This is a genomic window from Moraxella sp. CTOTU47915 (genome assembly GCF_031986685.1).
Taxonomy (GTDB): Bacteria; Pseudomonadota; Gammaproteobacteria; order Pseudomonadales; family Moraxellaceae; genus Faucicola; species Faucicola tetraodonis.
This window is the reverse complement of sequence record NZ_DAMAAE010000001.1, coordinates 199,179-223,404: the sequence shown is the minus strand read 5'-3', so window position 1 is coordinate 223,404 and position 24,226 is coordinate 199,179. Positions and strand designations below refer to the sequence as shown.

18 protein-coding genes are annotated in these 24,226 nt (G+C 46.2%); 12 read left to right on the top strand and 6 right to left on the bottom strand.

Annotated features, from left to right (window positions below; genetic code table 11):
• Positions 1–114 precede the first annotated feature (114 nt).
• The 5 genes from RTL34_RS00965 to cydD all read right to left on the bottom strand — a co-directional run bounded on the left by RTL34_RS00965 (position 115) and on the right by cydD (position 7,495).
• Positions 115–1,995 (bottom strand): sensor histidine kinase, encoded by a 1,881-nt coding sequence (locus RTL34_RS00965; protein WP_312113880.1) that lies wholly within the window; start codon positions 1,993–1,995, stop codon positions 115–117.
• 68 nt (positions 1,996–2,063) lie between these two features.
• Positions 2,064–2,732 (bottom strand): response regulator, encoded by a 669-nt coding sequence (locus RTL34_RS00960; protein ID WP_312113878.1) that lies wholly within the window; start codon positions 2,730–2,732, stop codon positions 2,064–2,066.
• A 131-nt stretch (positions 2,733–2,863) separates the two neighbouring features.
• Entirely contained in the window at positions 2,864–3,769 is a 906-nt protein-coding gene (locus tag RTL34_RS00955; RefSeq protein ID WP_312113876.1) for a PepSY domain-containing protein, read from the bottom strand.
• A 224-nt stretch (positions 3,770–3,993) separates the two neighbouring features.
• Complete coding sequence (locus RTL34_RS00950; RefSeq protein ID WP_312113874.1) at positions 3,994–5,793, bottom strand: amino acid ABC transporter ATP-binding/permease protein; 1,800 nt, start codon at positions 5,791–5,793, stop codon at positions 3,994–3,996.
• Between the two features lie 4 nt (positions 5,794–5,797).
• The gene (cydD, locus tag RTL34_RS00945) at positions 5,798–7,495 is read right to left on the bottom strand and encodes a thiol reductant ABC exporter subunit CydD (RefSeq protein ID WP_312113872.1); all 1,698 of its coding nucleotides are present in this window, start codon (positions 7,493–7,495) and stop codon (positions 5,798–5,800) included.
• Positions 7,496–7,951: 456 nt separating this feature from the next.
• Here cydD and RTL34_RS00940 point away from each other — a divergent pair, with 456 nt between their 5' ends.
• The 12 genes from RTL34_RS00940 (at position 7,952) to RTL34_RS00885 (ending at position 22,883) form a co-directional block, all read left to right on the top strand.
• Entirely contained in the window at positions 7,952–9,580 is a 1,629-nt protein-coding gene (locus tag RTL34_RS00940) for a cytochrome ubiquinol oxidase subunit I (RefSeq protein ID WP_076774300.1), read from the top strand.
• Positions 9,573–10,709: a cytochrome d ubiquinol oxidase subunit II gene (cydB, locus tag RTL34_RS00935; protein ID WP_203172548.1), complete on the top strand. Its 1,137-nt coding sequence runs from the start codon at positions 9,573–9,575 to the stop codon at positions 10,707–10,709. The genes RTL34_RS00940 and cydB overlap by 8 nt, the downstream gene beginning before the upstream one ends.
• Before the next feature lie 32 nt (positions 10,710–10,741).
• Positions 10,742–10,954, top strand: coding sequence for a cytochrome bd-I oxidase subunit CydX (gene cydX / locus RTL34_RS11540; protein WP_219298841.1), 213 nt, complete (start codon positions 10,742–10,744; stop codon positions 10,952–10,954).
• Positions 10,955–11,146: 192 nt separating this feature from the next.
• Positions 11,147–11,350 (top strand): hypothetical protein, encoded by a 204-nt coding sequence (locus tag RTL34_RS00925; protein ID WP_312113869.1) that lies wholly within the window; start codon positions 11,147–11,149, stop codon positions 11,348–11,350.
• A gap of 162 nt (positions 11,351–11,512) precedes the next feature.
• A complete protein-coding gene (locus tag RTL34_RS00920) occupies positions 11,513–12,457 on the top strand; it encodes an alpha/beta hydrolase (protein WP_312113867.1) in 945 nt (314 codons plus the stop codon).
• A 110-nt stretch (positions 12,458–12,567) separates the two neighbouring features.
• Positions 12,568–13,236 carry a response regulator transcription factor gene (locus RTL34_RS00915; protein WP_312113865.1) on the top strand — a complete coding sequence of 223 codons (669 nt, stop codon included), beginning with the start codon at positions 12,568–12,570 and terminating at the stop codon, positions 13,234–13,236.
• A complete protein-coding gene (locus tag RTL34_RS00910) occupies positions 13,233–14,804 on the top strand; it encodes a sensor histidine kinase (protein WP_312113863.1) in 1,572 nt (523 codons plus the stop codon). Before RTL34_RS00915 ends, RTL34_RS00910 begins: the two co-directional genes overlap by 4 nt.
• Positions 14,805–15,070: 266 nt before the next feature.
• Positions 15,071–15,403 carry a hypothetical protein gene (locus RTL34_RS00905; protein WP_312113862.1) on the top strand — a complete coding sequence of 111 codons (333 nt, stop codon included), beginning with the start codon at positions 15,071–15,073 and terminating at the stop codon, positions 15,401–15,403.
• 252 nt (positions 15,404–15,655) lie between these two features.
• Positions 15,656–19,768 (top strand): Pls/PosA family non-ribosomal peptide synthetase, encoded by a 4,113-nt coding sequence (locus RTL34_RS00900; RefSeq protein ID WP_312113860.1) that lies wholly within the window; start codon positions 15,656–15,658, stop codon positions 19,766–19,768.
• An 11-nt stretch (positions 19,769–19,779) separates the two neighbouring features.
• Positions 19,780–20,394, top strand: a complete 615-nt coding sequence (locus tag RTL34_RS00895; RefSeq protein ID WP_312113858.1) for a hypothetical protein — start codon at positions 19,780–19,782, stop codon at positions 20,392–20,394.
• A 27-nt stretch (positions 20,395–20,421) separates the two neighbouring features.
• Complete coding sequence (locus RTL34_RS00890; RefSeq protein WP_312113856.1) at positions 20,422–20,913, top strand: GNAT family N-acetyltransferase; 492 nt, start codon at positions 20,422–20,424, stop codon at positions 20,911–20,913.
• Positions 20,914–21,428: 515 nt separating this feature from the next.
• The gene (locus tag RTL34_RS00885; RefSeq protein WP_312113854.1) at positions 21,429–22,883 is read left to right on the top strand and encodes an NAD-dependent succinate-semialdehyde dehydrogenase; all 1,455 of its coding nucleotides are present in this window, start codon (positions 21,429–21,431) and stop codon (positions 22,881–22,883) included.
• Positions 22,884–22,987: 104 nt separating this feature from the next.
• On the opposite strand, the gene pncB is transcribed toward RTL34_RS00885, so the two are convergent.
• Entirely contained in the window at positions 22,988–24,181 is a 1,194-nt protein-coding gene (gene pncB, locus RTL34_RS00880; protein ID WP_007116292.1) for a nicotinate phosphoribosyltransferase, read from the bottom strand.
• Between the last annotated feature and the right edge of the window lie 45 nt (positions 24,182–24,226).

Here is a 24,226-nt window from a genome sequence, read left to right as displayed (position 1 = left end):
AAAGTTGACTTCCGTTTTACCCAAGCATAGTTGTTGTACTTTATACCGCAATTATACGTTTGAGAAAACTAGATTGAGCAATGATTTAAAAAAAGCAGCGATGATTTGATAAAATTACGTTGTTTTTGAGGCAGGCTGAAACACCAAGGTTACCGTTAAGCCTTGGGTGGTGGCAGTGGTTTGGGCGTTATTCTCAACCACTTGCGTAGGACTCAAATAAATATCGATATGGGCTTGTTGACAAATTTGATAAACAATCGATAAACCTAAGCCTGTACCGCCAATTACCGTGAAACCTGAATGGGTACTTGTGTCTTTGGAGGAAAAAGATTTTTTGGCAGTATCACTATGGGTTTGTGTACTGCTTGTTTGTCCTTGTGCTAGTGATGCGCTCGACGCATTTTGATTGACGCGGTAAAAAGGTTGAAAGACGTCTTGATAATGGGCTGCATCAATGCCAATGCCCGTATCGGCAACTTGGACGATGAGTCGTTTTGCGCGGTGATTGGGTGTGTTGCTAGCGTTGTTCACCAACACCGGGGTCGGGGTCAATGCGTTGGCGAAGTTGGTATGGGTGGCATGGGTCGAATCGGTGCTGCTTGACGACTGCGTTAAATCTTCGATAGTCATGTGGTCAATGACAACAGCGATATTGCCTGTGGTTGGGGTATATAAAATGGCATTTTGCAGTAAATTTTTGAGGAGGATAAACAAGGCAGTTTCATCTAGACTGACCTGCGTCGCTGACGTACCCAGCGCGGCGAGATGGTTGTCAACCGACAGGGTTTGGTCTTTGCTATCGGCAATCGGAAATAGCAGTTTGATGGCTTCTCGTAGCACTGCGATTAAATCGGTGGCGGTGGGCGTGTTGGTGCGCTCGGTCAGCTGTGATTGCTGGGCGTCCATACGGGCAAGGGTAAGTAGCTGTTCCACCAGATGTTGATTGTGTTCCACTCTGACAGCGAGCTTATGAATGTTTTGTTTGAATTTGGCTTGCCTTGCAGGGTCGCTATACATCGCCGCGTCTTGACTGTATTTTTGCAGTTGTTGCACTTGCAGCGAGATGGCGGTCAATGGCGAGCGTAGCTCATGCGCGGCATCCGCGATGAAGCGATTTTGGTTTTGGATATGCGTGTCAAGCCGTTGTAACAAGGCATTGATTTCAATGACCAAGGGCATGAGCTCGCTGGGCAGAATCGAGCGATGTTGGCTGTCAGTGGGTAGCTCGATCAAGCTGAGATCTTGACCATGACGTTTTGCCATTTGCCTAGCTAATATCTGAATCGGACGCAATACGCGCTTTAATACCCAAGGCAATAGGGCAAGCAGCAATAGGGTCGTTAGTAAAATTGGAATAATAGATTGCCAAGCCGATTTTAACGCAATTTTTTTCTGCCATTCGACAGGTTGACGCACAAAAATCACCCGCCTTGGGGTGTCTTTACGAAAGACTTTCCAGATTTCACCATCGAGGGTTAATTCACTAAAACCAATAGGGGTGTTAATCAATTGCGGGTGAGCCATTGGCTCAATAAAATTGGTGTCAATTTTGCCAAAACGGGCCGGGAAGATATCAACTTGCACACCGTCTTTAACGCCTTGATACTGTAGTACGTTGCTTTCATCATTGGATGAGAAAACCGTGGTCGGCGTGCTACTGCTAGGGGCAGAAGCTATCTTAGCTGGTAGAGGTGGTCTAGGCGGTGGTAAGTCATGCGGTGCAAAATCGTTATCTGGGTTTGATAGACGCCTATTAGGCTTCAGGTTACGGGGAGGGGGTCGCAGGGCCGCGCGCGAGCTAACCAGCTCAGCAAGATAGCTAAGATTGGTTTCTTGTGAGGTGTTAAACTCTTGATAGGTATAGCAAAATACCGCAATCTGTACCAAAATGCCAATCGATAGTAACGTGCCAAGGATCCAGACCAGCAACTGTTTTTGCAGTGATTTTTGCAACGATTTTTGCAGCGGCAGGGCGGTTTTTGTAGGGGTAGTCATGGTCATTTTCGCGGCTATTTGGCGGCCATTGTCTGGATGTTTTTTTAGCCTTTTGGTATCACTTTTTGTTAATCTTGGGCTTCTGCGCTGATATACCAGCCTAAACCGCGGATGTTTTTAATCCGTTTTTGACCAATTTTTTTGCGCAGTCCATAGATTAAAAATTCAATGGCATTGCTCTCTATCCCGGCTTCCCAATTATAGATAGAATTTTCCAATTCACTTTTAGAAAACACTTTATCGGGCGCGGTCATAAAAGTGGTGAGCAGCATGTATTCTTTGGCAGTAATATCGATTTCTATGCCGTCACGTTTGAGGCGTTTGGCATTGATATCAAGGGTTAAGTCGCCGACTTGTAGGGTGTTTTGGCTATTGCCCTGTGAGCGGCGCACCAACACACGCATACGAGCGAGTAATTCACTCATCGCAAATGGCTTAGTCATATAGTCATCTGCCCCAGCATCCAGCCCTTTCACGCGGTCTTTGATTTGGTCTCGGGCGGTCAGCACCAGTACAGGCGTATCGATTTTGGCACTGCGAAGCGTCTCTAACACGCTCATGCCGTCAATTTCTGGCAAGCCCAAATCCAGCAAAATCACGTCATACGCTTCGACTTTGAGGGTCAAAATCGCTTCTCGCCCATCTTTTGCCCAGTCTACCGCATACGCTTCTTCTTCTAGACTATCAATCAGACTGTCGGCAATAAAGACGTCATCTTCGACGAGTAATACTCTCATTGGGTTACCTTTATACACGAATACTGTTAAACAAATAGACTATAACACAAAAAACCGCCATTCTAAGAATGACGGTGTTGCTCATAGTTGCTCATAGTTGCTCATAAGCAAGGTTGCCATTTGTCGCTCAATTATGGCTGAGTGGGCGCACGACGTTTGAAGTCGTTCAATGATTTGACATCGCTCACGGCACCTGTTTGGGCATCAACTTTAACATGGTAGACTTCTTTACCTTTTACCACTTCAATCTGATAGCTTGGGGTTCTTGGTGATTGATTCTGGGCAGGGTTTGGTGCAGGCGGCATGCCTGTATTGTCCATTTGTGGGTCTCTGTTAGGGCGGCGTTGACCGTCACGAGGACCATGACCACCCATTTTATTCCCACCTAAATGGGCGCCAATGGCTTCACCACCGACTTGGTTCGCTGCCAATTGCATGGCGCGTTCTAGGCTGATATTGATGGCAGGCGGCGCAGTTAGTTGATTGTTGGGGTTGCCGATGTTGTTGGGGCTATTAGGGTTATTGGGGGTATTAGGTTGTGGCGGACGCGCTGGGCGTGATGGCCGTGATGGCCGTGATGGCCGTGATGGCATAGTTGCTTGGCTCACTTGACCATTAGAGGCATTGACGATATATAGCTGTGGCTGACCATTCGCATTAAGGGTCATGACCCGGTAGCCGACGATGTTGTTATTGGCGTTGTTGGCGATACGGGCAGGGTTTGGGTTGGGTCGGTTGCTACTGTCATAATAATGTACACCAACAATGCGTGTGTTCGCGGTTTGTTTTTGTACCAAGGCGACCGCTTGAGAGGCACTGATGCTCGCATTGGCGGCTGCTCGGGCGTTGGCTTGCATGGCTTGTAAGCGTTGCTCAAAGTTCTTGGCATTGGCTGGATGGCGCTTTTGCATTTTTTGCGCTTGTGGTGCCGCTGAGGTGCTCGCACAGGCGGTGACTGTCGCACCTGTAACGATGCTAAGCAGAGCTACACTAAGTCCAGTGGCTAAAAATGAGGGGTTAAATTTTGCTAAGTTCATAGGTTTTCCTGCGGTTGTTAATATAGTTGTTGATAACCCTTGATTGGATAGTACTATCATACAGAAATTAAGACAGCAGAAACTTAGCGATAACGCAGAATCGGGCTAGGTAGGTTATAGCAATCGGATTAAAAAAATTTGTTTTGCATAAACGCCCACAGCAACGTTCAAAAATGTTTTTATCAATTTTTTTGTCTGTCAAATCAAACCTGACCCCTGACAGGTTAAATAAAAACACCAGGCTCAGGTAATTGCACGATATTAATTGGACACTCAGTTTGCCAAAGATGGTGGGTGACAATGATTAAAATGCCTTGCTGCTGATGCTGTACCAGCATTTGCCACAGTGCTTCACGGCTTTTTTTATCAAGTCCCGCAAATGGCTCATCTAGCAGCAAGATTTTTTTTGGGCTAAGTAATAGCCGTGCCAAGGCAATACGTCTGGCTTGTCCACCGGAAATAGCTTGCCCGTATTCCCCTAGCGGGGTCTGTAATTGTAGCGGCTGACTGCGCGCCCAGTCTTTGAGTCCAACCTTACCCAGCACTTGCCAAAGCTGTTCATCACTGGCATCGGCGTTGCCCAATCTTAAATTGGTCGCCAAGGTCTGGTCAAAAATATCAATCTGTTGCCCCAAATAACCTGTGAGCGCGGGCGTATCGTGTAACGCTAGCCAATCCCTACCATTGAGCTCTATGCTGCCTTGTTGCGGTGCTAGTTCACGAGCCAGCGCTTGTAACAGTGTTGATTTGCCCGCGCCCGAGCGCCCAGTAATCAATACAGGGATGCCTTGGGTGGCAGTCAAGCTGATAGCTTTGAAACCGACAATCGCCTGCGGCATTTTGGCAGCTAGCTGATGGATGGTGAGTGTGAGTGGTGCACTTAGGCGCGCAACATCGATGGGTAAAGGGGCTAAATCATGGTTTAAGTGATTGGTTAAATCAGGCGTTAAATGATGGCTAGGTTGTAGCGAAGGATTGAGTAATTCATTGAGTTGGTGTTTTGCTGCCAAACTATTGCCAAGGGCTAGCGAATGGGTGACTAACGGTGTTAGCAAGTCAGTCATGCCCATAATACCGAGGGATAGCGCAAGCAACATCGGCACACTGATGACAAGGGGCGTGTGATAAAAACCCACTAACAAGCCGACCAAAACCGCTGCAATCAGCCACTGCATGATTAGCATGACCAATGATTGGGCGCGCTGGATGCGCTTTTGCTGATGCGTATGTTGAGTGTCGACGCTGTTAAAAGCAGTCAATTCGGATTGCCAGCGCTGCCAAATCAATAAATGGGTAAGCGCCGATAGCGGATTGAGCAAACTGACACGCCTAGACTCTGCCAATGCCTGATGAGCGCGGGCGTGCTTGATACTGCGCCATGTCAGCAAGGCAGGTAGCATCAAACCCGCGATTAAAAATGTGGCAATCAAGACGGGGTTAACCTCATACTGATAAAGTAAGGTGGCTACTAGCAAGCTAGCGGTTGTCGCGACTAGCCAAGGCGATACCACGCGCAGTGGCAACTCATTGAGTACCTCAATATCATGGGTTAAACGGTGCATGGCATGGGTAGATTGTAGGGTACTTGATAAATTTGCCAGTGGCAGGCGTGCAAACTGGTTAAAAAACCGCACTCGCAGCCGCTGCAACAAACCAAACACCGCATGGTGGGACACCATCATTTCACCATAGCGTCCTGCGGTACGTATCATCGCCATCACACGGATAATCGCTGCCGGTACCAGATAATTAAAACTGTGTGAGCCCAGCGCCACCATCCCCGCCATTGCTGCCGCAGAAATAAACCATCCTGACGTCATCAATAGCCCAATCACCGATAACGCAGTCATCATGGCTAAACAGGCAGCAATGAGCCATTTATCTAGCTGCGTGCTAAACAGCTGGGTTAAACGAAAGGTTTGATGACTGTTTGCTTTTTTTTGCGGGTGAGTTTTGACAAAGTTATTTTGATTAATAAGCCTATTTTCACTAGCAAGTTTATTTTCACTATTAGGGGCTGTCATACCGTTACGCCTTCGCCAAAGTAGATGCAATATCAAGGCTTATTTGCCGATCCAGCCAAGGTAGTTTTGTGGCATCGTGCGTCACCCATAACACGGTTTTACCGCTAGTCACTTGTTGTAATAGCGCATTAATCTCGGCTGCGGTATCACTATCTAAATGCTCAGTGGGTTCATCGAGCAGCCAAAGCTGCGCGTCTTGTAATAGTAACTGGGCTATTGCCAGTCGTCGCTGTTGTCCACCGGACAACCCGCTACCACGCTCACCTAACTGAGTATCTAGCTGATTTGGTAGGGCTTTTATCAAAGGTTTTAATCCTACTTGCGCAAGAATTTGCCATAATTTGTCATCACTGGCGGTTGGGTTTGGCAGGCGCAAATTATCGGCGATACTCATCGGCAGTAGCATGGTTTGCTGTGACAAATAGGCGATTTGGTGGCGAAATTGCGTGGAATTGATGGTGTTAAAATTTTGGTTGTCAATAAAAATATCGCCTTGGTAGGCACAAAAACCCAAAAAAATTTGCAATAGGGTGGATTTGCCGCTGCCACTTTGACCGACAATCGCTAATCGTTCCCCTGCGGCAATAGCGAAACTTAACGGCGCGAGCCGTGTGCGCTGCTGATGATTGACCCAAATATTATCTGCGTCAATGGCAGGGGGCGCAGTTAATATAAAGGGGTTAGCTTTTGTTTTTTCCGCTGACGCAAACGCTAACAACGGTGATAATTCAGCAATCGCACCTTCCGCTTGCGCTTTAACATGATAATCCGCGCCCAACTGACGTAGCGGGGCATAAAATTCGGGTGCCAACAGCAGTAAAAATAGGGCCGATTGGTAAGGCACAGGCACCATGTTTTTTTGCCAAGGTAAAATACCGATTAAACCAAAACCCAAATATACGGCAAGTAGCGCAATCGACAGCGCTGCTAACAGCTCTAGCGCTGCGGTGTTTAAAAACGCAATTTTGAGTACCGACATGGTGCGCATACGATAGGCTTCGGCTGAGGCGTCGATGTCTTGACTCGCGTGCCCGACAGCATACAGCCGTTGCAATGTCGCCGTGCCACGTAACCAATCCAAAAATCGCCCGCTCAGCTGTGCCATCGCGGCAAATTGTTGCCGACTTTTACGGGCGGTGGCATGACCAATTAATACCATAAATACAGGGACTAGCGGTGCAGTCAGCAGTAAAATCAGCGTCGCTATCCAGCTTTGGGTCGCAGCGGCGACTAATAGCATTATAGGCGTGCTCACCACAATCAGTCGCTGCAGATAAAAACGGCTGACATAGCCCGTTAAGGCATCACATTGCTCAATCACCATACTGGCAAGCCCGCCATCACTGCCATACTGGTAGCGCGCCGCACCTACTTGTGCCAGTTTTTCAACTAGCGTTTTTCGTAGGATGCCGGCTACTTGTAGCCCCGCGTCTAACGCCAGCTGGTCTTTACAAAAATGCAGTAAAGGACGTAGCAACAGACACCCCATCAGCCACGGCAGATAATTAAAAAATACGTCAGTGGCAGGGCGGTGATGGGTAATTTGTGTTAACCAATCTGCAAAGATGACCGCAATCAGCCAAGACTGAAGGATCAATATCAGCGTAGAGACAACTGACAGTCCCCATGCTATATAAATCGGTCGCTTTGCCATAGCAGCATAGTGACGAAGGGTTTGGTTGACAGCAGAATTTTCAGACATGGTTGGTTAACAGTAACGATAAAATCAATGGACATATCATAGCGTATCAAGCACGGGTTAGGTACGACAAATCATGCTCATCAAGGCAATGAGACAAAAAAGTGTAAACACCGTGCCCACCAATGAGGGTTGATAAAACCTTGATAAAGGCATATAAAAAGCCATATAAAAGACAATTAAATAAGTAAAGCGATGAACGAGCCCACTTTAAAATATTACCTTCAAGAGACCCATAAACTATCGCTCATTCAACTATCACCATCTTTGACATGGTATGAGAAGATGGTAGCAGCAACGGAATACTAATCATAGTATTTTGTAGTCGGGTGCGACATTATGCCGCATGACAAATAATTTATAGATTTATATAATGTTTGTAAATAAAAAATTACCCTTTTTTAAACCACGCATGAGGGTAATTGACATCTGAATTGGTTGTCAAACCAAGGAGTCAACATGATAACAGAACATCTCGTCGATATCTCCCGTCTGCAGTTTGCAGTCACGGCGTTATATCATTTTTTATTTGTACCACTCACACTGGGCATGGTGTGGCTGCTGGTCATCATGGAATCGATGTACGTGATGACAGGCAAAGAAGTGTGGAAGGACATGACGCGTTTTTGGGGCAAACTGTTTGGCATCAACTTTGCCTTGGGTGTCACCACAGGCATCACTATGGAATTCCAGTTTGGTACCAACTGGGCGTACTACTCACAATATGTCGGCGATGTTTTTGGTGCACCGCTTGCCATTGAAGGCTTGATGGCATTTTTTTTAGAATCGACCATGGTCGGACTGTTTTTCTTTGGTTGGGATAGACTGTCACGCGGACAGCATTTGCTGGTGACTATATTGATGGCACTGGGTACCAATCTATCCGCGTTGTGGATTTTGATTGCCAATGGGTGGATGCAAAATCCGGTTGGCGCAGAGTTTAGTTACCAAACCATGCGCATGGAAATGACCGATTTTGCGGCAGTATTATTTAACCCTGATGCGCAAAACAAATTTGTGCATACCGTCTCTGCCGGCTATACGGTGGGAGCGACCTTTGTGCTTGCCATCTCAGCGTGGTATCTGCTCAAAAAACGCGATGTCGAATTTGCCAAACGCAGCTTTCAAGTCGCGGCGGCATTTGGTTTTGCGTCGATTTGTAGCACCATCGTACTGGGTGATGAGTCGGGTTATTCCATTGGCTTGGCACAGCAAACCAAAATGGCAGCGATAGAGGCGATGTGGGAAACCGAGCCTGCGCCTGCCAGTTTTAATTTGATTGCAGATATCAACCAAGCCGAGCAAAAAAACAACTGGGCAGTGCAAATTCCGTATGTGATGGGCTTGATTGGGACGCGCTCACTAGATACCCCGATTTTGGGTATCCATGACATCAAAATCATCAATGAAAAACGCATCATCAATGGTCAAAAAGCGGTGTTGCTACTGGATCAATTACGCAGTGCGCCCCCAGGTTCAACCCCAAATCCTGTGACAGTGGCAGAATTTGAAAAGGTAAAAAAAGACTTGGGCTTTGGGTTATTGCTCAAACGCTATTCGCCAGATGTCAGCAAAGCCACGCCTGCCATGATTAAACAGGCCACCGATGCCACTATTCCACCTATTATTCCGATGTTTTGGTCATTCCGTGCCATGGTGGGCTTGGGTTTTTTATTGTTGGCATTGTTTACGATTAGTCTTTGGTCAAGTGTCAAAGATAACTTTATCCAAAAACCTTGGCTGTTACGTTGGGCATTATTGATGCTGCCTGCGCCTTGGCTTGCTGCGGAATTTGGTTGGTTTGTTGCCGAGTATGGGCGTCAACCTTGGACGATTTATGGCATGTTACCGACCTATTTTTCAGTCTCCAACATTAGCGTGGCGAATGTGTATGCCTCGCTGGCGGGATTTGTTGGTTTTTATACGGTGCTGCTGATGATTGAAATGTACTTGATGGTGAAATATGCCCGTAAAGGACCCGCAAGTCTAGGTACAGGCAAATACTACGGCGAAGATACTCACAAGGTTCATGTGAGTCCTTCATTAAATTTGCCCCATGATACAGCCGAGGTGAATCATGTTGTTTGATTATGAAACACTCAAAATTATTTGGTGGTTATTAGTCGGTGCGCTGCTCATTGGGTTTGCTATCATGGATGGGCATGATATGGGCGTGTGTTCGTTACTGCCTTTTGTCGGCAAAGATGATGAAGAGCGGCGGGTGATTATCAATACCATTGGTCCGCACTGGGAGGGTAACCAAGTATGGTTTATCACGGCAGGTGGCGCGATTTTTGCGGCATGGCCGATGGTGTACGCCACCGCTTTTAGCGGTTTTTATTGGGCGTTAATGGCAGTATTGTGGGCGTTATTTTTCCGCCCGGTGGGGTTTAAATATCGCAGTATGATACACAATCCAACCTGGCGCAAAGCGTGGGACTGGGGGTTGTTTGTCGGTTCATTTATCCCGGCTGTGGTGTTTGGCGTGGCATTTGGCAACTTGTTTTTAGGCGTGCCTTTTAGTTTTAATAACCATTTGGTATCGACTTATACAGGCTCATTTTGGGCATTACTTAATCCATTTGCCCTACTGTGCGGCTTGATCAGCGCGTCTATGTTGATTATGCAAGGTGGGGCGTATTTGGCGCATCGCACCCTTGATGAGGTACAAAATCGTACCCTTAACTACGCTGCTATCAGTAGTATGGTGATGGCAGTACTGTTTGTGATAGCAGGGGTATGGATACAATCGATTGACGGCTATCGTATCACCAGCCACATTGACCCCCAAGCCTTACCAAATGTGCTTAATAAAGAGGTGACGCGTCAAGCGGGCGCATGGATGGCAAATTATCATGAGTATCCGCTGGCATGGGCATTCCCTGTACTTGGTGTCATCATGCCGATTGTCACGGCGATATTGTTAAAAGCGCGTAAAACCTTAACCGCATTTATTGCCTCCAGTATTGCTGTGCTTAGTGTGATTATGACCGCAGGGGTGGCATTATTTCCGTTTGTCATGCCATCCTCTAGCGATCCACGTTCAAGCTTGACGATTTGGGACAGTGTATCGAGTCATCTTACCTTGATGATTATGTTGTTTGTCGTGGTGGTGTTATTACCGATGATTGTAGGCTACACCAGCTGGGCATATAGCGTGATGCGCGGTAAAGTGACCAAGGCTTATGTTCGAGAGCAAGAGCATTCACTTTACTGACCCAAATCAAGGCAACTCAATAGGAGAACACAATGTGGTATTTTGCGTGGATATTAGGATTGGGGTTTGCGGTATTATTGGCGATTTTAAACGCGCTATGGCTTGAAAATGCCGATGCGCGTAATAAAGCCTTTAATCCAAAAGCAAAGGGCGATAATCCCACCAATGATGGTACGGTGACAGAAGGCAATCCCACTGAAGATATCCATAAAACAGGTAACACTTCAGATAACGAGTCCTTATAGCCATCAACCTCAACCATTAGCGCTTTAAGTCATCACGGCTTAAAGCGCTTTTTTATGCGTTTTCAAAACCCGCTATTTTTTAATTATTTTCTTATTTGGTACACAATTTGCATTCCCTGTCTTGGCAAAACTGATTAATACTTGAGCGATAATTTTTTATCGAGGGCATAAGGGCATAAGGGTAAAAGCTTCATGAGAAAGTTAAACAATACGGTTCAACGGCATACGGGTAAACGGCTTAATAAAGCCTATAAATGGCTATTATCCGTGATGGTTTTTTATCAACATTCCTCGGTGTACGCTGCGACGCCCACCAATGAGCAGCTATATGACTACCAAAATGTGATGTGGGTGGTTACCGCTGTTACCAATTCACTACAGCGGGCATTTGATTAACGCTTATAAGCGATTATACTTAACAAAAAGCCATCCTCTTACATAAATATTTAATCATTTCAAATTTAACGTCCTGACTCAAAAACGTAATTGTTTAAAAAAGCAAAAATCTTAAAAAAGCGAAAATCTTAAAAAAGCGAAACCCTTAAAAAAGCGAAACCTATGCCGAATTCATCGACCCACGCTACAAAACACCTGTCATCCGCCACCGTCCGCTTGAATAAATTCAAACTTGGGGCTGCTGCGGTTATAGCCCTTGTGGGGTTAAGTTTGACAGGCTGTCATGCCATGGCGACAAAAAACGCACCAATTGCTGCAAAAGCTGATAGCACTAGCACGGTATCAAATGGTATTAAAATCATCAAAAATATTGCCTATGGCACGGATACTCGTCAACAACTCGATATTTATACCCCTGCAGACGGTCAGCGTCACCCTGTGTTGATATTTGTATACGGGGGCAGCTGGCAACATGGCAAACGCCAAACCTATGGCTTTGTCGGTAAGCAGTTTGCCAAGTCGGGCTATACCACAGTGGTGGTGGATTATCGCTTAGCCCCTGCAAACGTATTCCCTGATTATGTGCTAGACACGGCCAATGCGATGGGTTGGGTGTATCGACATATTAATCAGTATGGCGGCAACCCTAATCAGCTATTTGTCATGGGGCATTCAGCCGGTGCTTTTAATGTGGTCTCAGCGGTTGATGATAAACGGTTTTGGTCACAAGCAGGCATTCCTGATAAAGCGGTGTTAGGCGTGATTGGACTAGCAGGGCCGTATGATTATGATTTTCGTGGCGGTACTACCAAAGTCGCCTTTCCAGCTGATAGCACCCGCCAGCAAGTGATGCCTGTGTATCATATCCGCCAAGATGTACCCCCGCATTTGTTGGTCACAGGCAGTAAAGATATGCTTGTCTACCCACAAAATGCTGATAGCCTACAAAAAGCGCTGACCCAAGCAGGCGGCAAGGTGGAGCGGGTGCAAGTCCCTGCCACTCATGCAGGCGTCGTCATTGGACTGGCAACACCGTTGCAGTCGTTTTATCCCACCTTTAACAAGGTCAATGCGTTTATGCAGCGTCAATTACCAAACGCTAAGTGATCGGTGGTAGCGATGGCGAGTATTCGCTAAGTGAGTTTTAAGTTGTTAGGCCTTTTATTCAGCGGTTAACTGACATAAGATAAGCCATTAAAATATAAACATTGGAAATTATGCGTATTTTATTAGCCGAAGATGACAAACAAATTGGGCGAGCCTTGCAAGGCGCCTTTGAAGTCAATGGCGATGCGATTGATTGGGTCACCGATGGCAAACAAGCCAATTTTGCGATACGAGATAACGTCTATGAAGTGATTTTGCTGGACGTGAATATGCCATATCAAGATGGCATTCGTTTAATTGCCCATGCGCGTAAACAGCCGTATGGCAAAGATTTATCCATCATTATGATTACTGCCAATGACAGTGTGCAAGAGCGGGTCAAGGCCTTGGATTTGGGCGCAGACGATTATTTGGTTAAACCGTTTGATTTAAGTGAGCTACTCGCGCGCATTCGTGCAGTTAAACGTCGGCAACTTGGCTATCAGTCCAATCAGCTCAGCAATGATGTATTAACACTTGATATGGACAGCCGGCAAGTGCAGTTTCAAGGCGAGTGGAAATTTTTAAGCAATCGAGAATATGCCGTACTGTACGCGTTAATGAGCCATGCAGGCGCGGTGCAATCACGGCAAGCGCTTGAAGATAAAATTTACGCTTGGGACAATGACATTGAAAGCAATGTCATTGAATTTATCATTCATAGCCTTCGCAAAAAATTAAGCCCCGATGTTATTAAAAATATTCGAGGCTTGGGCTGGTTTGTGGATAAAAAATCGTGAGTGAGCCGCTCACTACTACTTTAGCCCCGTTAGCTAACAGTCAACCGACAATGCCAAAAGCCAAATTTCGCCATTCGCTACAATGGCGATTGGTGGTCACGTTGACAATCGTTGTGCTGTTCTTTAGCTGTGTGGTTGCAGGGTTTGGTGCGTGGCAAGGCTACAAACAAGCCCAAAAACTACAAGATATGAAATTAGCGAGTTTGGTGAGCTTGGCAAAAAGCCATGATTTGACGTTTCAACAAGATCAAGTCAATGTAAACTTTAACTATGATTTGCCGTCGTTATCAGAGGTAAAAAGCGATAATGATAGAAATGCCATTGATATTGAATTATTTAATAACGATAAGCAAAAAAATCGAACCATTATTTATTGGCTGCACGACCCACGGCTGCAATCTTTTTTTGGTGTCAGTCAGTTAGAAGCGTTGAAAAATCGGGCTGATGGTCTGTATGACATACAAACCAAGACAGGGGGTTGGCGGGTATATTTGTTTACGGCAGATCCTCACAATGCAGACAATAATTTGCTGACAAGGCGGCTACTGGTTGCCGAAAAATCTGGCATTCGTCATACCCTCGCTTGGCAAAGCGCCAAACAAATTATTTTGCCATTACTATTATTGATTCCACTGCTCGTGTTGGTATTGGTGTTAACCATCAACCAGCTATTCTTACCATTACGCACCGTCACAGAGATTTTGCAGCACAGTGCCAACTCGCCACAAAAACTTGCCAAGACTGCCTACCGTAATGATTTAAGCTTACTTATCAATGATGACTTGGTTGCTAATCTGCCCACCGAAATTCAGCCGTTTTTACGACTGATTCAGCAGCAGATTAATGACTTAATGACCATGATGGCAAGCAATCAGCGCTTTATTGCCAATGCCTCGCATCAGCTGCGTACGCCAATGACCGCCGTGTTGTTGCAAGCAGAACAACTTAAAAATTTAACGGTTGGCACACCAAATTTTGAGCAGGCGGTTGATGAGTTACTCGCCAGTATCAAGCGAAATAACCATTTAATGAACCAGTTATTGCTACTTGCCAAAACTGAACAACTGCATCCGTTTGAAAAGTTAACGGCGTTTTCAACCAGTGCGATTATTTCACAGCTATTAATTGATTATTACCCATTGGCCGAGCAAAAACAGCTCAATCTGGGTGTTGATGAGTTAATGGATGTTCAATTACCAATAAGTGAATTAGGCTTTAACATCATTGCCCAAAATCTTATTGAAAATGCCATTAAATACACGCCAAGCGGCGGCAGTATTGATGTCGCCGTCTACCAACAAGTCAGTGGCACCACTGTGCAAGCTGTGTTATCGGTAAAAGACACTGGGCAGGGTATCGAAGAGGCTGACATCGCCAAAGTGCTTGAGCCATTTTATCAAACACAAACCGACCATACGGCAAACGGCTTTGGGCTCGGCTTGTCCATTGTGAGCAATCTGATTGCCAATAGTGGTGGTAAGCTTATGATGCAAAATCGCTACCCGCCCTCCCAACCTACCAGCATTACTGGGCTTGATGTCACAGTCACGTGGGATATCACCGTATAAATGCCTTATAATAGTAAATCCTTGTAATATTTAATGCTAAGACCTTGTAACATTGACAACTTAGCATATAGGGGTGTGGTAAACCTACTTGCTGAGAAACTATAGCAAGATTGCTTACATCTTTTGAGAAAATTTGGCGATAAAATTTCATTTTCTAAGTCTTGCCTAAGTGAGCATTGTCATAATAACCCTAACAAACAAGCGATTATCAAGACTTGTTTGGTAAACGTATACTCACCGTTGCCTATTGTTTAAAGGATTATATTATGAAAATCACTCAAGTTATCGCATTAACCCTAGCCAGTGCCGTTGCGACTGCAAGCTTTGCCGCTACTACGCAATCAACCATGCCTGCGACCCCTGCAAAACCAGCCGTTGTTGTGAAAAGCACTGCGCCTGTTGCAAAAACAGCGTCAGTAACGACTACCAAAACAGCTACTAAACCTATGCCTGTTAAAGCGACACCCGCTGTGCCAGCCACCAAAGCCGTACCTGCAAACACTACAGTAAACACTGGCTTTAAATGTAAAGATGGCGCAGTATCGAATGCTAAGTCAACCCGTGGTGCGTGCTCAGGTCATGGCGGTATTGCTAAATAAGCAAAAAACAAGGATTAAAAAACAAGGATTAAAAAACAAGGTCTAAAAACTTTGTCTAAACTTCATCTAAACACCTTAAACGACTGGTCAATACCAGTCTTTTTTTTATTCAAAAATGGCACAAATCGCGTTTACATAAAATTACATTAGTGCGGAATCTGCTAATTTCGAACTAATAACGACCCTTTATCATGGCACTGATGAATTGAAATCGGCGAAGCGAAATAGCCGGCGAAAAAAGAGCCTATTGCTATGAATAATTTGGTGTTAAACCCCTTTAACCTTTCTGTTGCCCAAACCCATCCTACCTTATCGATTGTGCGTGGTGCGACTGTCCCTAGTATTATAAAAAATGAATCACTTGCAGATATCTTTGAGACAACCGCGCAAGCTTACCCACAAAAAACCGCGTTAACCTTTGGCTGTAAAAGCTTGACTTATCAACAGCTTGATGACGCTGCCAATCTACTGGCTGACAGACTGATGGCGCAAGGGGTAACTGCAGGGCAGTTGGTAGGGCTTTGGCAAAATCGTGGCTTAGACTTACTGATTAGCCAGCTTGCGATTGCCAAAACGGGCGCCGGCTGGCTGCCGATGGATGCCGATATCCCGCCCGAGCGGATTTTGGTCTGCCTGGAAGATGCCAATGCTGTGGGGCTGGTCACATCCGATGATTTAGCGCCGGTGGTTACTGAGCTGTTAGCACCGCTACCGATAAGCCTATGGACGGTAGAACAACTGCGGAGCAGTATGCCAAGTATAAGCGATTATCCACAGCACAGTTGGCGACGACGGGGTGAGGTAAAACCAAGCGACCCTGCCTATGTCATCTACACGTCGGGTAGTACGGGCAAACCCAAAGGCATTTTGTTGTCGCAAGCCTGTATTTGCCACTTTTTGCGCTCAGAAAATGCCCGTCTAGGCATTACTGCTGACGATAAAGTGTATCAAGGGTTTTCAGTATCGTTTGATATGTCGTTTGAAGAGATTTGGATCAGCTATTTGGTTGGGGCAAGTCTTTGGATTGCGCCAAAAGCGATTGTGGCAGACCCTGAGGCGTTGTATCAAGCGTTAACCGAACAACATATCACCGTACTGCATGCCGTACCCACCTTGGTGGCGTTATTGCCTAATGATGTGCCCAGTATTCGCATCATGAATTTGGGCGGTGAGATGTGTCCCGATGCGGTGGTGCGTCGTTTTGCCAAACCTGCTAATATCCCCAATCGCCAATTGTTTAATACCTATGGCCCGACTGAGGCCACGGTGTCGGCAAGTCTGGCGCTGCTTGAGCCCAATGAGCCGGTCACCATTGGGATTCCTTTGCCCAATTACGGTATGTTGGTGCGAAGCGAAACCGGGGATATTTTACCCTTGGGCGAAACGGGCGAGTTGTGTATCTTTGGTCGTGGTGTGGCGCTCGGTTACTTGGGTCGCCCAGAACTCACGGCTGAAAAATTTATTGATAACCCAGTCGCTGAGACTGACGATGAAAAAATCTTATACCGCACTGGCGATTTGGCAAAAATTGATGCCACTGGCAACATCTATATGTTTGGGCGCGCCGATGACCAAATCAAAATCCGTGGCTTTCGGGTAGAGCTTGGCGAGATCGAATCGGCGTTGGTGGATATTGACAATATCGGTACCTCAGCGGTGGTGTTGCGTCCACTCAATGAGGTTGACCAACTGGTCGCCTTTGTGGTGGCAGATGACGCCGAAAAACAACAATCAAGCGAAGGCTATAGTCAACAAGATTTACGCCATTTATTGCGGCAACGCTTGCCAAGCTATATGGTGCCTGCACGCTTTGAGTGGCTTGAAGATAGTGCAGTACCGCGTTTGCCATCGGGCAAAATCGACCGCAAAGCCCTAAAAGCCATGCCGTTAGCCGATCTGCAAAGCGATGTGGCAGGCGATGAGCCTACGGATGAGGCTGAAGCCGTGTTGTTTGATAAACTTAAAAGCTTGTTAGGTCTGCAGGCCATCTCACGACAAGCCGACTTTTTTGATGATTTGGGCGGGCATTCGCTCTTAGTGGCTCGGCTGATTTCCCAGCTACGTCAAGTGCCTGCCTATAGCCATTTGACCATTGCTGATATCTACCAAGCGCGCACGGTGGCAGGCATTAGCGAAAAAATGCGAAGTCAACAGCGCAATTTGTCAGATGTTTTATCAATAGATCGCCAAGAGCATGAACGCTATCAAGCAACTAGCATGCAGCGCTTGACAGCAACGGTATTGCAAACCCTGTATTTGCCGGTGATTATCGCCTTACAAATCATGAAGTGGCTGGCACCTTTCTTTACTTACCATTATTTTACCGGTGGTTCCAATGATTCAATGATATTAGCGATAGTCTGGTCGTTATTGACCTTTATCGTGGTGGAAGTCTTGGGGTTTGTGGTCGCGATTATCGGCAATCGCTTACTGATGACTGGGGTAAAAGCAGGGAAATATCCATTGTGGGGCATGGTATATACCCGTTGGTGGCTTGCCGACCGGTTGACCGATTTAGCACCAAATTATTTGCTCGCAGGCTCAAGTCTTTACCCCAGTTATTTGCGAGCGTTGGGCGCGACGGTGGGACAGCATGTCAACATTGGCTCAATTACTATTCGCAATGCGCATTTACTGAGTATTGGCAGTCATGTGGATATCGGTAATGGGGTCAATCTTGATAACGCCTATGTGGAAAAAGGCTGGCTACACCTTGGTAATATTGACTTGGCCGATCATACCTACGTGGGCTCGTATGCCGTGCTTGAAGGCAATACCATGATGAAAGAGGGCAGTCATTTAGACGGGTTATCAGCCCTCGTAAGCGGGGCTGTTTTGCCTGAAAATAGTGCGTGGCAAGGGGCGCCGCTTCAAGCCATGAACAAACCTGCGCCGATGCCTGCCTCACATCCGCAAACGATCACGCTGGGACTGCATTTATATTACATTTTAGGGATGATGGCGATTGCTTGTCTATTCTTTATGCCTATTTTCCCGACCTTTATCATGGTGGATTGGTTTGATGATAAATTTGTGATGCCGTTTTTCCAGACTGTAGACTATCACTGGATCATGTTACGCTATTTTGTGTTGGCCATTCCTGCCACTGCGGTGATGATTTTTTTAACAGTCATTGTCTCTGCCATGATTCGTTGGATAGCCGTACCAAAGTTGCAAGCTGGTATGCATCCGGTACACGGTAGTCTATATCGCCGTAAATGGCTGGCCAATTTAATCCAAGAGGCAAGTTTGCAGACCTTGCATGGGATATATGCCACAGTGTATGCGCCGTCATGGTATCGTTTACTTGGGGCAACCGTGGGCAAGAATGCCGAAATCTCGACGGCTATGGGCGTGGTACCTGATATGCTCACCTTGGGTGAAGGCAGCTTTATCGCCGATGCGGTCATGCTCGGTGATGAAGAGGTGCGCCAAGGCTGGATGCACCTAAAACCAACCGTGGTGGGCAATCGCTCATTTATTGGTAATGGCGCCTATGTACCAGATGGTAGTAACATCCCTGATAATGTGCTCATTGGTGTGCAATCTCGCGTGCCTGTTAATGAGCAAATGCAACAAGGCGACACCTGGTTTGGTACCCCAGCGATTCGTTTACCAGCGCGTGAAGTGATTAACAGTTATGCGCCAGCGTTGACCTTTGCGCCTAGTATCGGCAGGCGTATGAGCCGTGCCTTGATTGAAGGACTGCGTATTGTTTTGCCGCTTGCCTTTACCATTGGGGTGGGTTATACGATAGTCCAAGTCGTGCTTAATATGGAAGATGCCTATAACACGGGCATTGCGCTGCTAGCCTTATTGGGCTGTGGTGTGCTGTATGGACTTGGCAGTATTGTGTTTGTGGCACTGCTCAAATGGCTATTGGTTGGACGTTATCGCCCACGTTCGGCGCCGATGTGGACACTGTTTGTGTGGCTATCGGAAGCGGTGACCAGTCTATACGAAGCAATTGTGGTACCCAGTATCAATAACTACCTACGTGGCACGGTATATTTGCCTTGGGTGATGCGGTTATTCGGTGCCAAAATCGGTAAACGTGCCTGGCTTGATAGCACCGATATGACGGAGTTTGACTGTGTCAGCCTTGGCGATGATTGTGAGTTAAACAACCATACCGGGCCGCAAACCCATTTGTTTGAAGACCGTATTATGAAAATTGGCACCGTCAAAATCGGTAATGGGGTCACAGTGCGTTCGCGTAGTACGGTACTGTATGACACCCAAGTTCATGATAACGTCATCATTGAACCGATGACGCTGGTGATGAAAGGTGAGGAGTTGCCAAGCGATAGCGTTTGGAGTGGCTCGCCTGCGCAGTCGATTACCCGCGGTGTGTCTACTCCATAAGGAGCTTAGCCATGTATGTCGATCACCTAACCCTTGGCAGTCAAACCATTCACTTGTTTGACTTAGGCATCACAAGCGCGCAGCGACACCGACGACGCACTATGTTGGACAGTGAGCTTACCGATTATTTTTTTGACAATGCCCAAACAAGTTATCTGTATCACCAACCGGCGCAACCTGCCAAGCTGAGACTTGAGCCATTGGTACTGCAAAGCTTAACAGAGCCAAAACAGGTAGACACACAGGACTACCGCTTGGCAATCAGCTATGCATTGCCATTGGCGGCGGTGACTTGGTCGGCGCAGCCTCTTGCCCTAGATATTTGCCCACCATCGGCGTTTAGTGACATGAGTGATGATGAGATTAATGATTTTTGTCAATTATATTTTCCAGACTTACTAAAAAACGGGATACCCAATAAAAATGACTTGGCAAAACAGTGGTCGGCGTATGAAGCCAACCTGAAAGCCTTAAACTTACCGTTACAAGAATTTGACGGTCAGTTGGCAGAGCAATTTGCGCAAGTTGATAGTATGCACGAGTCATTTTTTTACCGCAATCAACGCTATTGGCTGAGCTTGTCACAATTAACGGTTAATCATCAATTTTCACCTTGTTGCAATTAATTTGCTTAATTAGAGCATCAAAAGCTTATGACAGATACAACCTTACCCGCGCATTTCAACCTATTAAGTTTGACAAACCATCCCAACTATCTTGATGCGTTAGTAGATCAACAATGGCAAGTATGGGGCTATGATAGGCGTGAAGACTTGCTACAATTTTTTGCGCAAGAATTTAGCGCGGCGATGCCTCGCACTTGGCTGTTAGTTGACACTGATAAACGCTTTCCCAACGATTTGGTCGGGGCGGTGACATTAAGCTTTGATGAGATGGGTCAATGCCAACCAGCCGCCCGTAATCCTTGGCTGGGTTATTTATATGTTGAGCCACGGTATCGCGGGCAAGGCCATGCCAAGCAGTTGACCAACTATGCGGTGACACAAGCGCATCGATTAGGCTTTGACAAGGTTTATTTATATGCCAGTGATGAAACGGCGCGCTACCAACACTGGGGCTGGCAGATGATTCAAACGCTTGACTTTCAAGGCGAAACGGTCAATGTCATGGTACAGCCTGATTAAATTAAGACAGGTATGATAATTTATCAATCCTATTAGGCGATGGCTAATCAAAAACGATCATAATCAGAAAACTATGTTTTTTTCATCAAAAAATAACCACGCTGCAACCAGTCGATCCATGCTGCTAGTCGCGCTGTATGAAATTTTAAAAGGCATTGCAGCGTTGGTATTTGCTGGTATGTGTTTTTTTGGCATAACAATTTATTGCATGAAATTAAAATTTTTACTCAATATTTGCATTATTTAATCGGGCAGTTATTCATCAGCCAAATTGATAAACTTGATGTGTATGTGATAACACTTTAAGCCATCAGATGCTAATAGCGTAGGTTGCTGACAGTTTGAACCTTGCTATAAAAAAACCGAGCTGAGTAAATCAACTCGGTTTTTTCTCAATTGTTTATCTCAAATGTTTGCAGGCGAGACATATAATGCAACATTATAGGGGTATTGCAGACCGTAGGTAACAGCCTATAATGAGTCAGATAATATAAACAACCACACAAGGACTTGACATGCTAAACCTAAAAGACCCTAACTTACTGCAAACCCAAGCACTCATTAACAACCAATGGATAGGGGCGACCAATGGCGAAACCATCGACGTCACCAACCCATTTGACAACCAAGTGATTGGTAGCGTACCGAGTCTACAAAAAGCCCAAGTTGCAGACGCCGTTGCCATCTCGCATCACGCACAAATTGCCTGGGCACAAAAAACCGCCAAAGAGCGAGCAGACATATTAACCCAATGGGCCGACTTAATCGACCAACACAAAGACGACTTAGCCACCATCATGACCGCCGAACAAGGCAAGCCACTCACCGAATCGCGCGGTGAAATTGGCTATGCCAACAGCTTTATCCGCTGGTTTGCCGAAGAAGGCAAACGCATCTATGGCGATGTCATCCCTTCAACCAACCAAGACTTACGCTACGTCGTGTTAAAACAGCCCGTCGGTGTCTGTGCCGCAATCACCCCGTGGAACTTCCCTGCCGCCATGATTACCCGCAAAGTTGCCCCTGCCTTAGCTGCTGGCTGTAGCATAATTGTCAAACCTGCCACTGAAACACCCTTGACCGCATTAGCACTGGGCGAACTTGCCATACGTGCAGGCTTACCTGCAGGCTTGCTACAAATCGTCACCGGCAAGTCATCCGTCATTGGCGAAGTGCTCACCCAAGATGAACGTATCCATAAACTATCCTTTACCGGCTCTACCGAAGTTGGTCGCGTGCTGATGGCGCAGTGCGCCTCCACGGTCAAAAAACTCTCGATGGAACTAGGGGGTAATGCCCCATTTATCGTCTTTGATGATGCCGACTTAGAAAAAGCGGCAAGCGGTCTTATTGCTTCCAAATACCGTAACGCGGGGCAAACCTGTGTCTGTGCAAACCGCGTGTATGTGCAATCAAGTATTAAAGACAAATTTTTAGCCATCTTCAAACAAAAAGTAGAAGCCTTAAAAGTTGGTAACGGTATGACAGAGGGCGTGAATATCGGTCCGCTCATCAACCAAGATGCAATGGACAAAGTCGAGCAGTTACTTGAAGATGCGGTCAACAAAGGCGCGACCGTGGTCACCGGTGGAAAGAAACACAGCGCGTCAGATTTAAGTTTTGAGCCAACCATTATCACGGGTATCACCGATGACATGGACATCGCTAGCCAAGAGATTTTTGGTCCCGTCGCCCCGGTATTTATTTTTGATACCGATGACGAAGTGATTGCCCATGCCAACAATACGATTTATGGACTAGCGGCGTATTCTTATACCCAAAGCGTTGCGCGTTCGTGGAAAGTGTGTGAAGGACTCGAATATGGTATGGTTGCGCAAAACACAGGACTGTTATCAACTGAAGTTGCACCATTCGGCGGTGTGAAGCAATCCGGTTTCGGTCGTGAAGGCTCAAAATATGGGATTGAAGATTATGTGACTACCAAATATTGGTGTATTGATGTGCAATAATAGTTCAATCGTCCAAATTCATGGCATACATTGCCATGATTGGGCGTGAGATTGAACGCGCAGATTTAGTTTATTGGTTTTTTGCAATGAGCGCTTTAGAATTTTTACTCAGCGATATCAAATACTTGGCGCAGATATGCCAAAAAGGTATCGTTATCGGTCATGGTTTTGCCCGGGCTATCGGATATTTTGGCAACCGATTGCCCGTTACATTCAACCAGTTTTAGGACGATGTTGAGCGGTGTTTGCCCCATATCATTGGTCAGGTGAGTCCCGATACCAAACCCAAGTTGAAAACGGTCGTTAAAATGCAAGTACAGCGCCCACGCCTTCTGCAACGTCAACCCATCGCTAAAATTTAACATTTTGGTTTTTGGGTTAATTTTGAGTTGTTGGTAGTGCGCGTAGGCTTTTTCGCCCCATTCATACGGGTCACCACTGTCATGACGCAGTCCATCAAATAGCTTGGCAAAATACAAGTCAAAATCGCGCAAAAAGGCATCCATTCCGACCACGTCTGTCAATGCAATACCTAAGTCTCCTCGATATTCTTGAACCCAAGCTTCGAGTGCCGCTTTTTGGAAATTACGCAAGCGCACATCGAGCGCCTGAAAGGCTTGCAGAAATTCATGAGCCATTGTGCCAATTGGGGTGATATCGAACTGTTTGGCAAAATACACATTGCTGGTACCGCGAAATATTTCCGGCACTGCCATCAACCGCTCAATCACTTGTTCTTGCCAAGCGACACTATAACGTCGACGCGTACCAAAATCTGATACCAAAAACGGGACGTCATAAGCCGCCATTTGGCGACGATAATCTTGTAACAGTAGCAGTTTATCGTTTAGCCGTTGTTCACCGACTTGCCAAGCCGATTGCTGATCAAGGTGACTAAAATACAGTTCATTGACAATCGCCAACACAAAGATTTCAAACATCATCGCTTGAATCATCGGGCCTTCAATACGAATGTCTAACCGACCTTCGGCATCAAGGGTCGCTTTGATAAAACGCCGTTTGAGTTGAAATAATTCCAGATAATCAACAAAATCACTTTTGATAAAGCGCAGACCACGAAGGTATTGCAGCTCATCAGCTGTAAAGCGTAGTTCACAAAGCGCATCGAGCTCGGCATTGACTTCATCGAGTAGCGTTGATAGAGGATAGGCGGTGTCTTCAAGGTTGCGACAGCGAAACGCATATACGCTATGCGTCTGTGGAAACTTGTGTAGTACCACTTGTAGCATGGTAAATTTGTATAAATCCGTGTCCAACAAAGACTTAATAATCGCCATTACCCATCCTAAATTCTGTAACTATTGATAAGAGTGACTACTTTA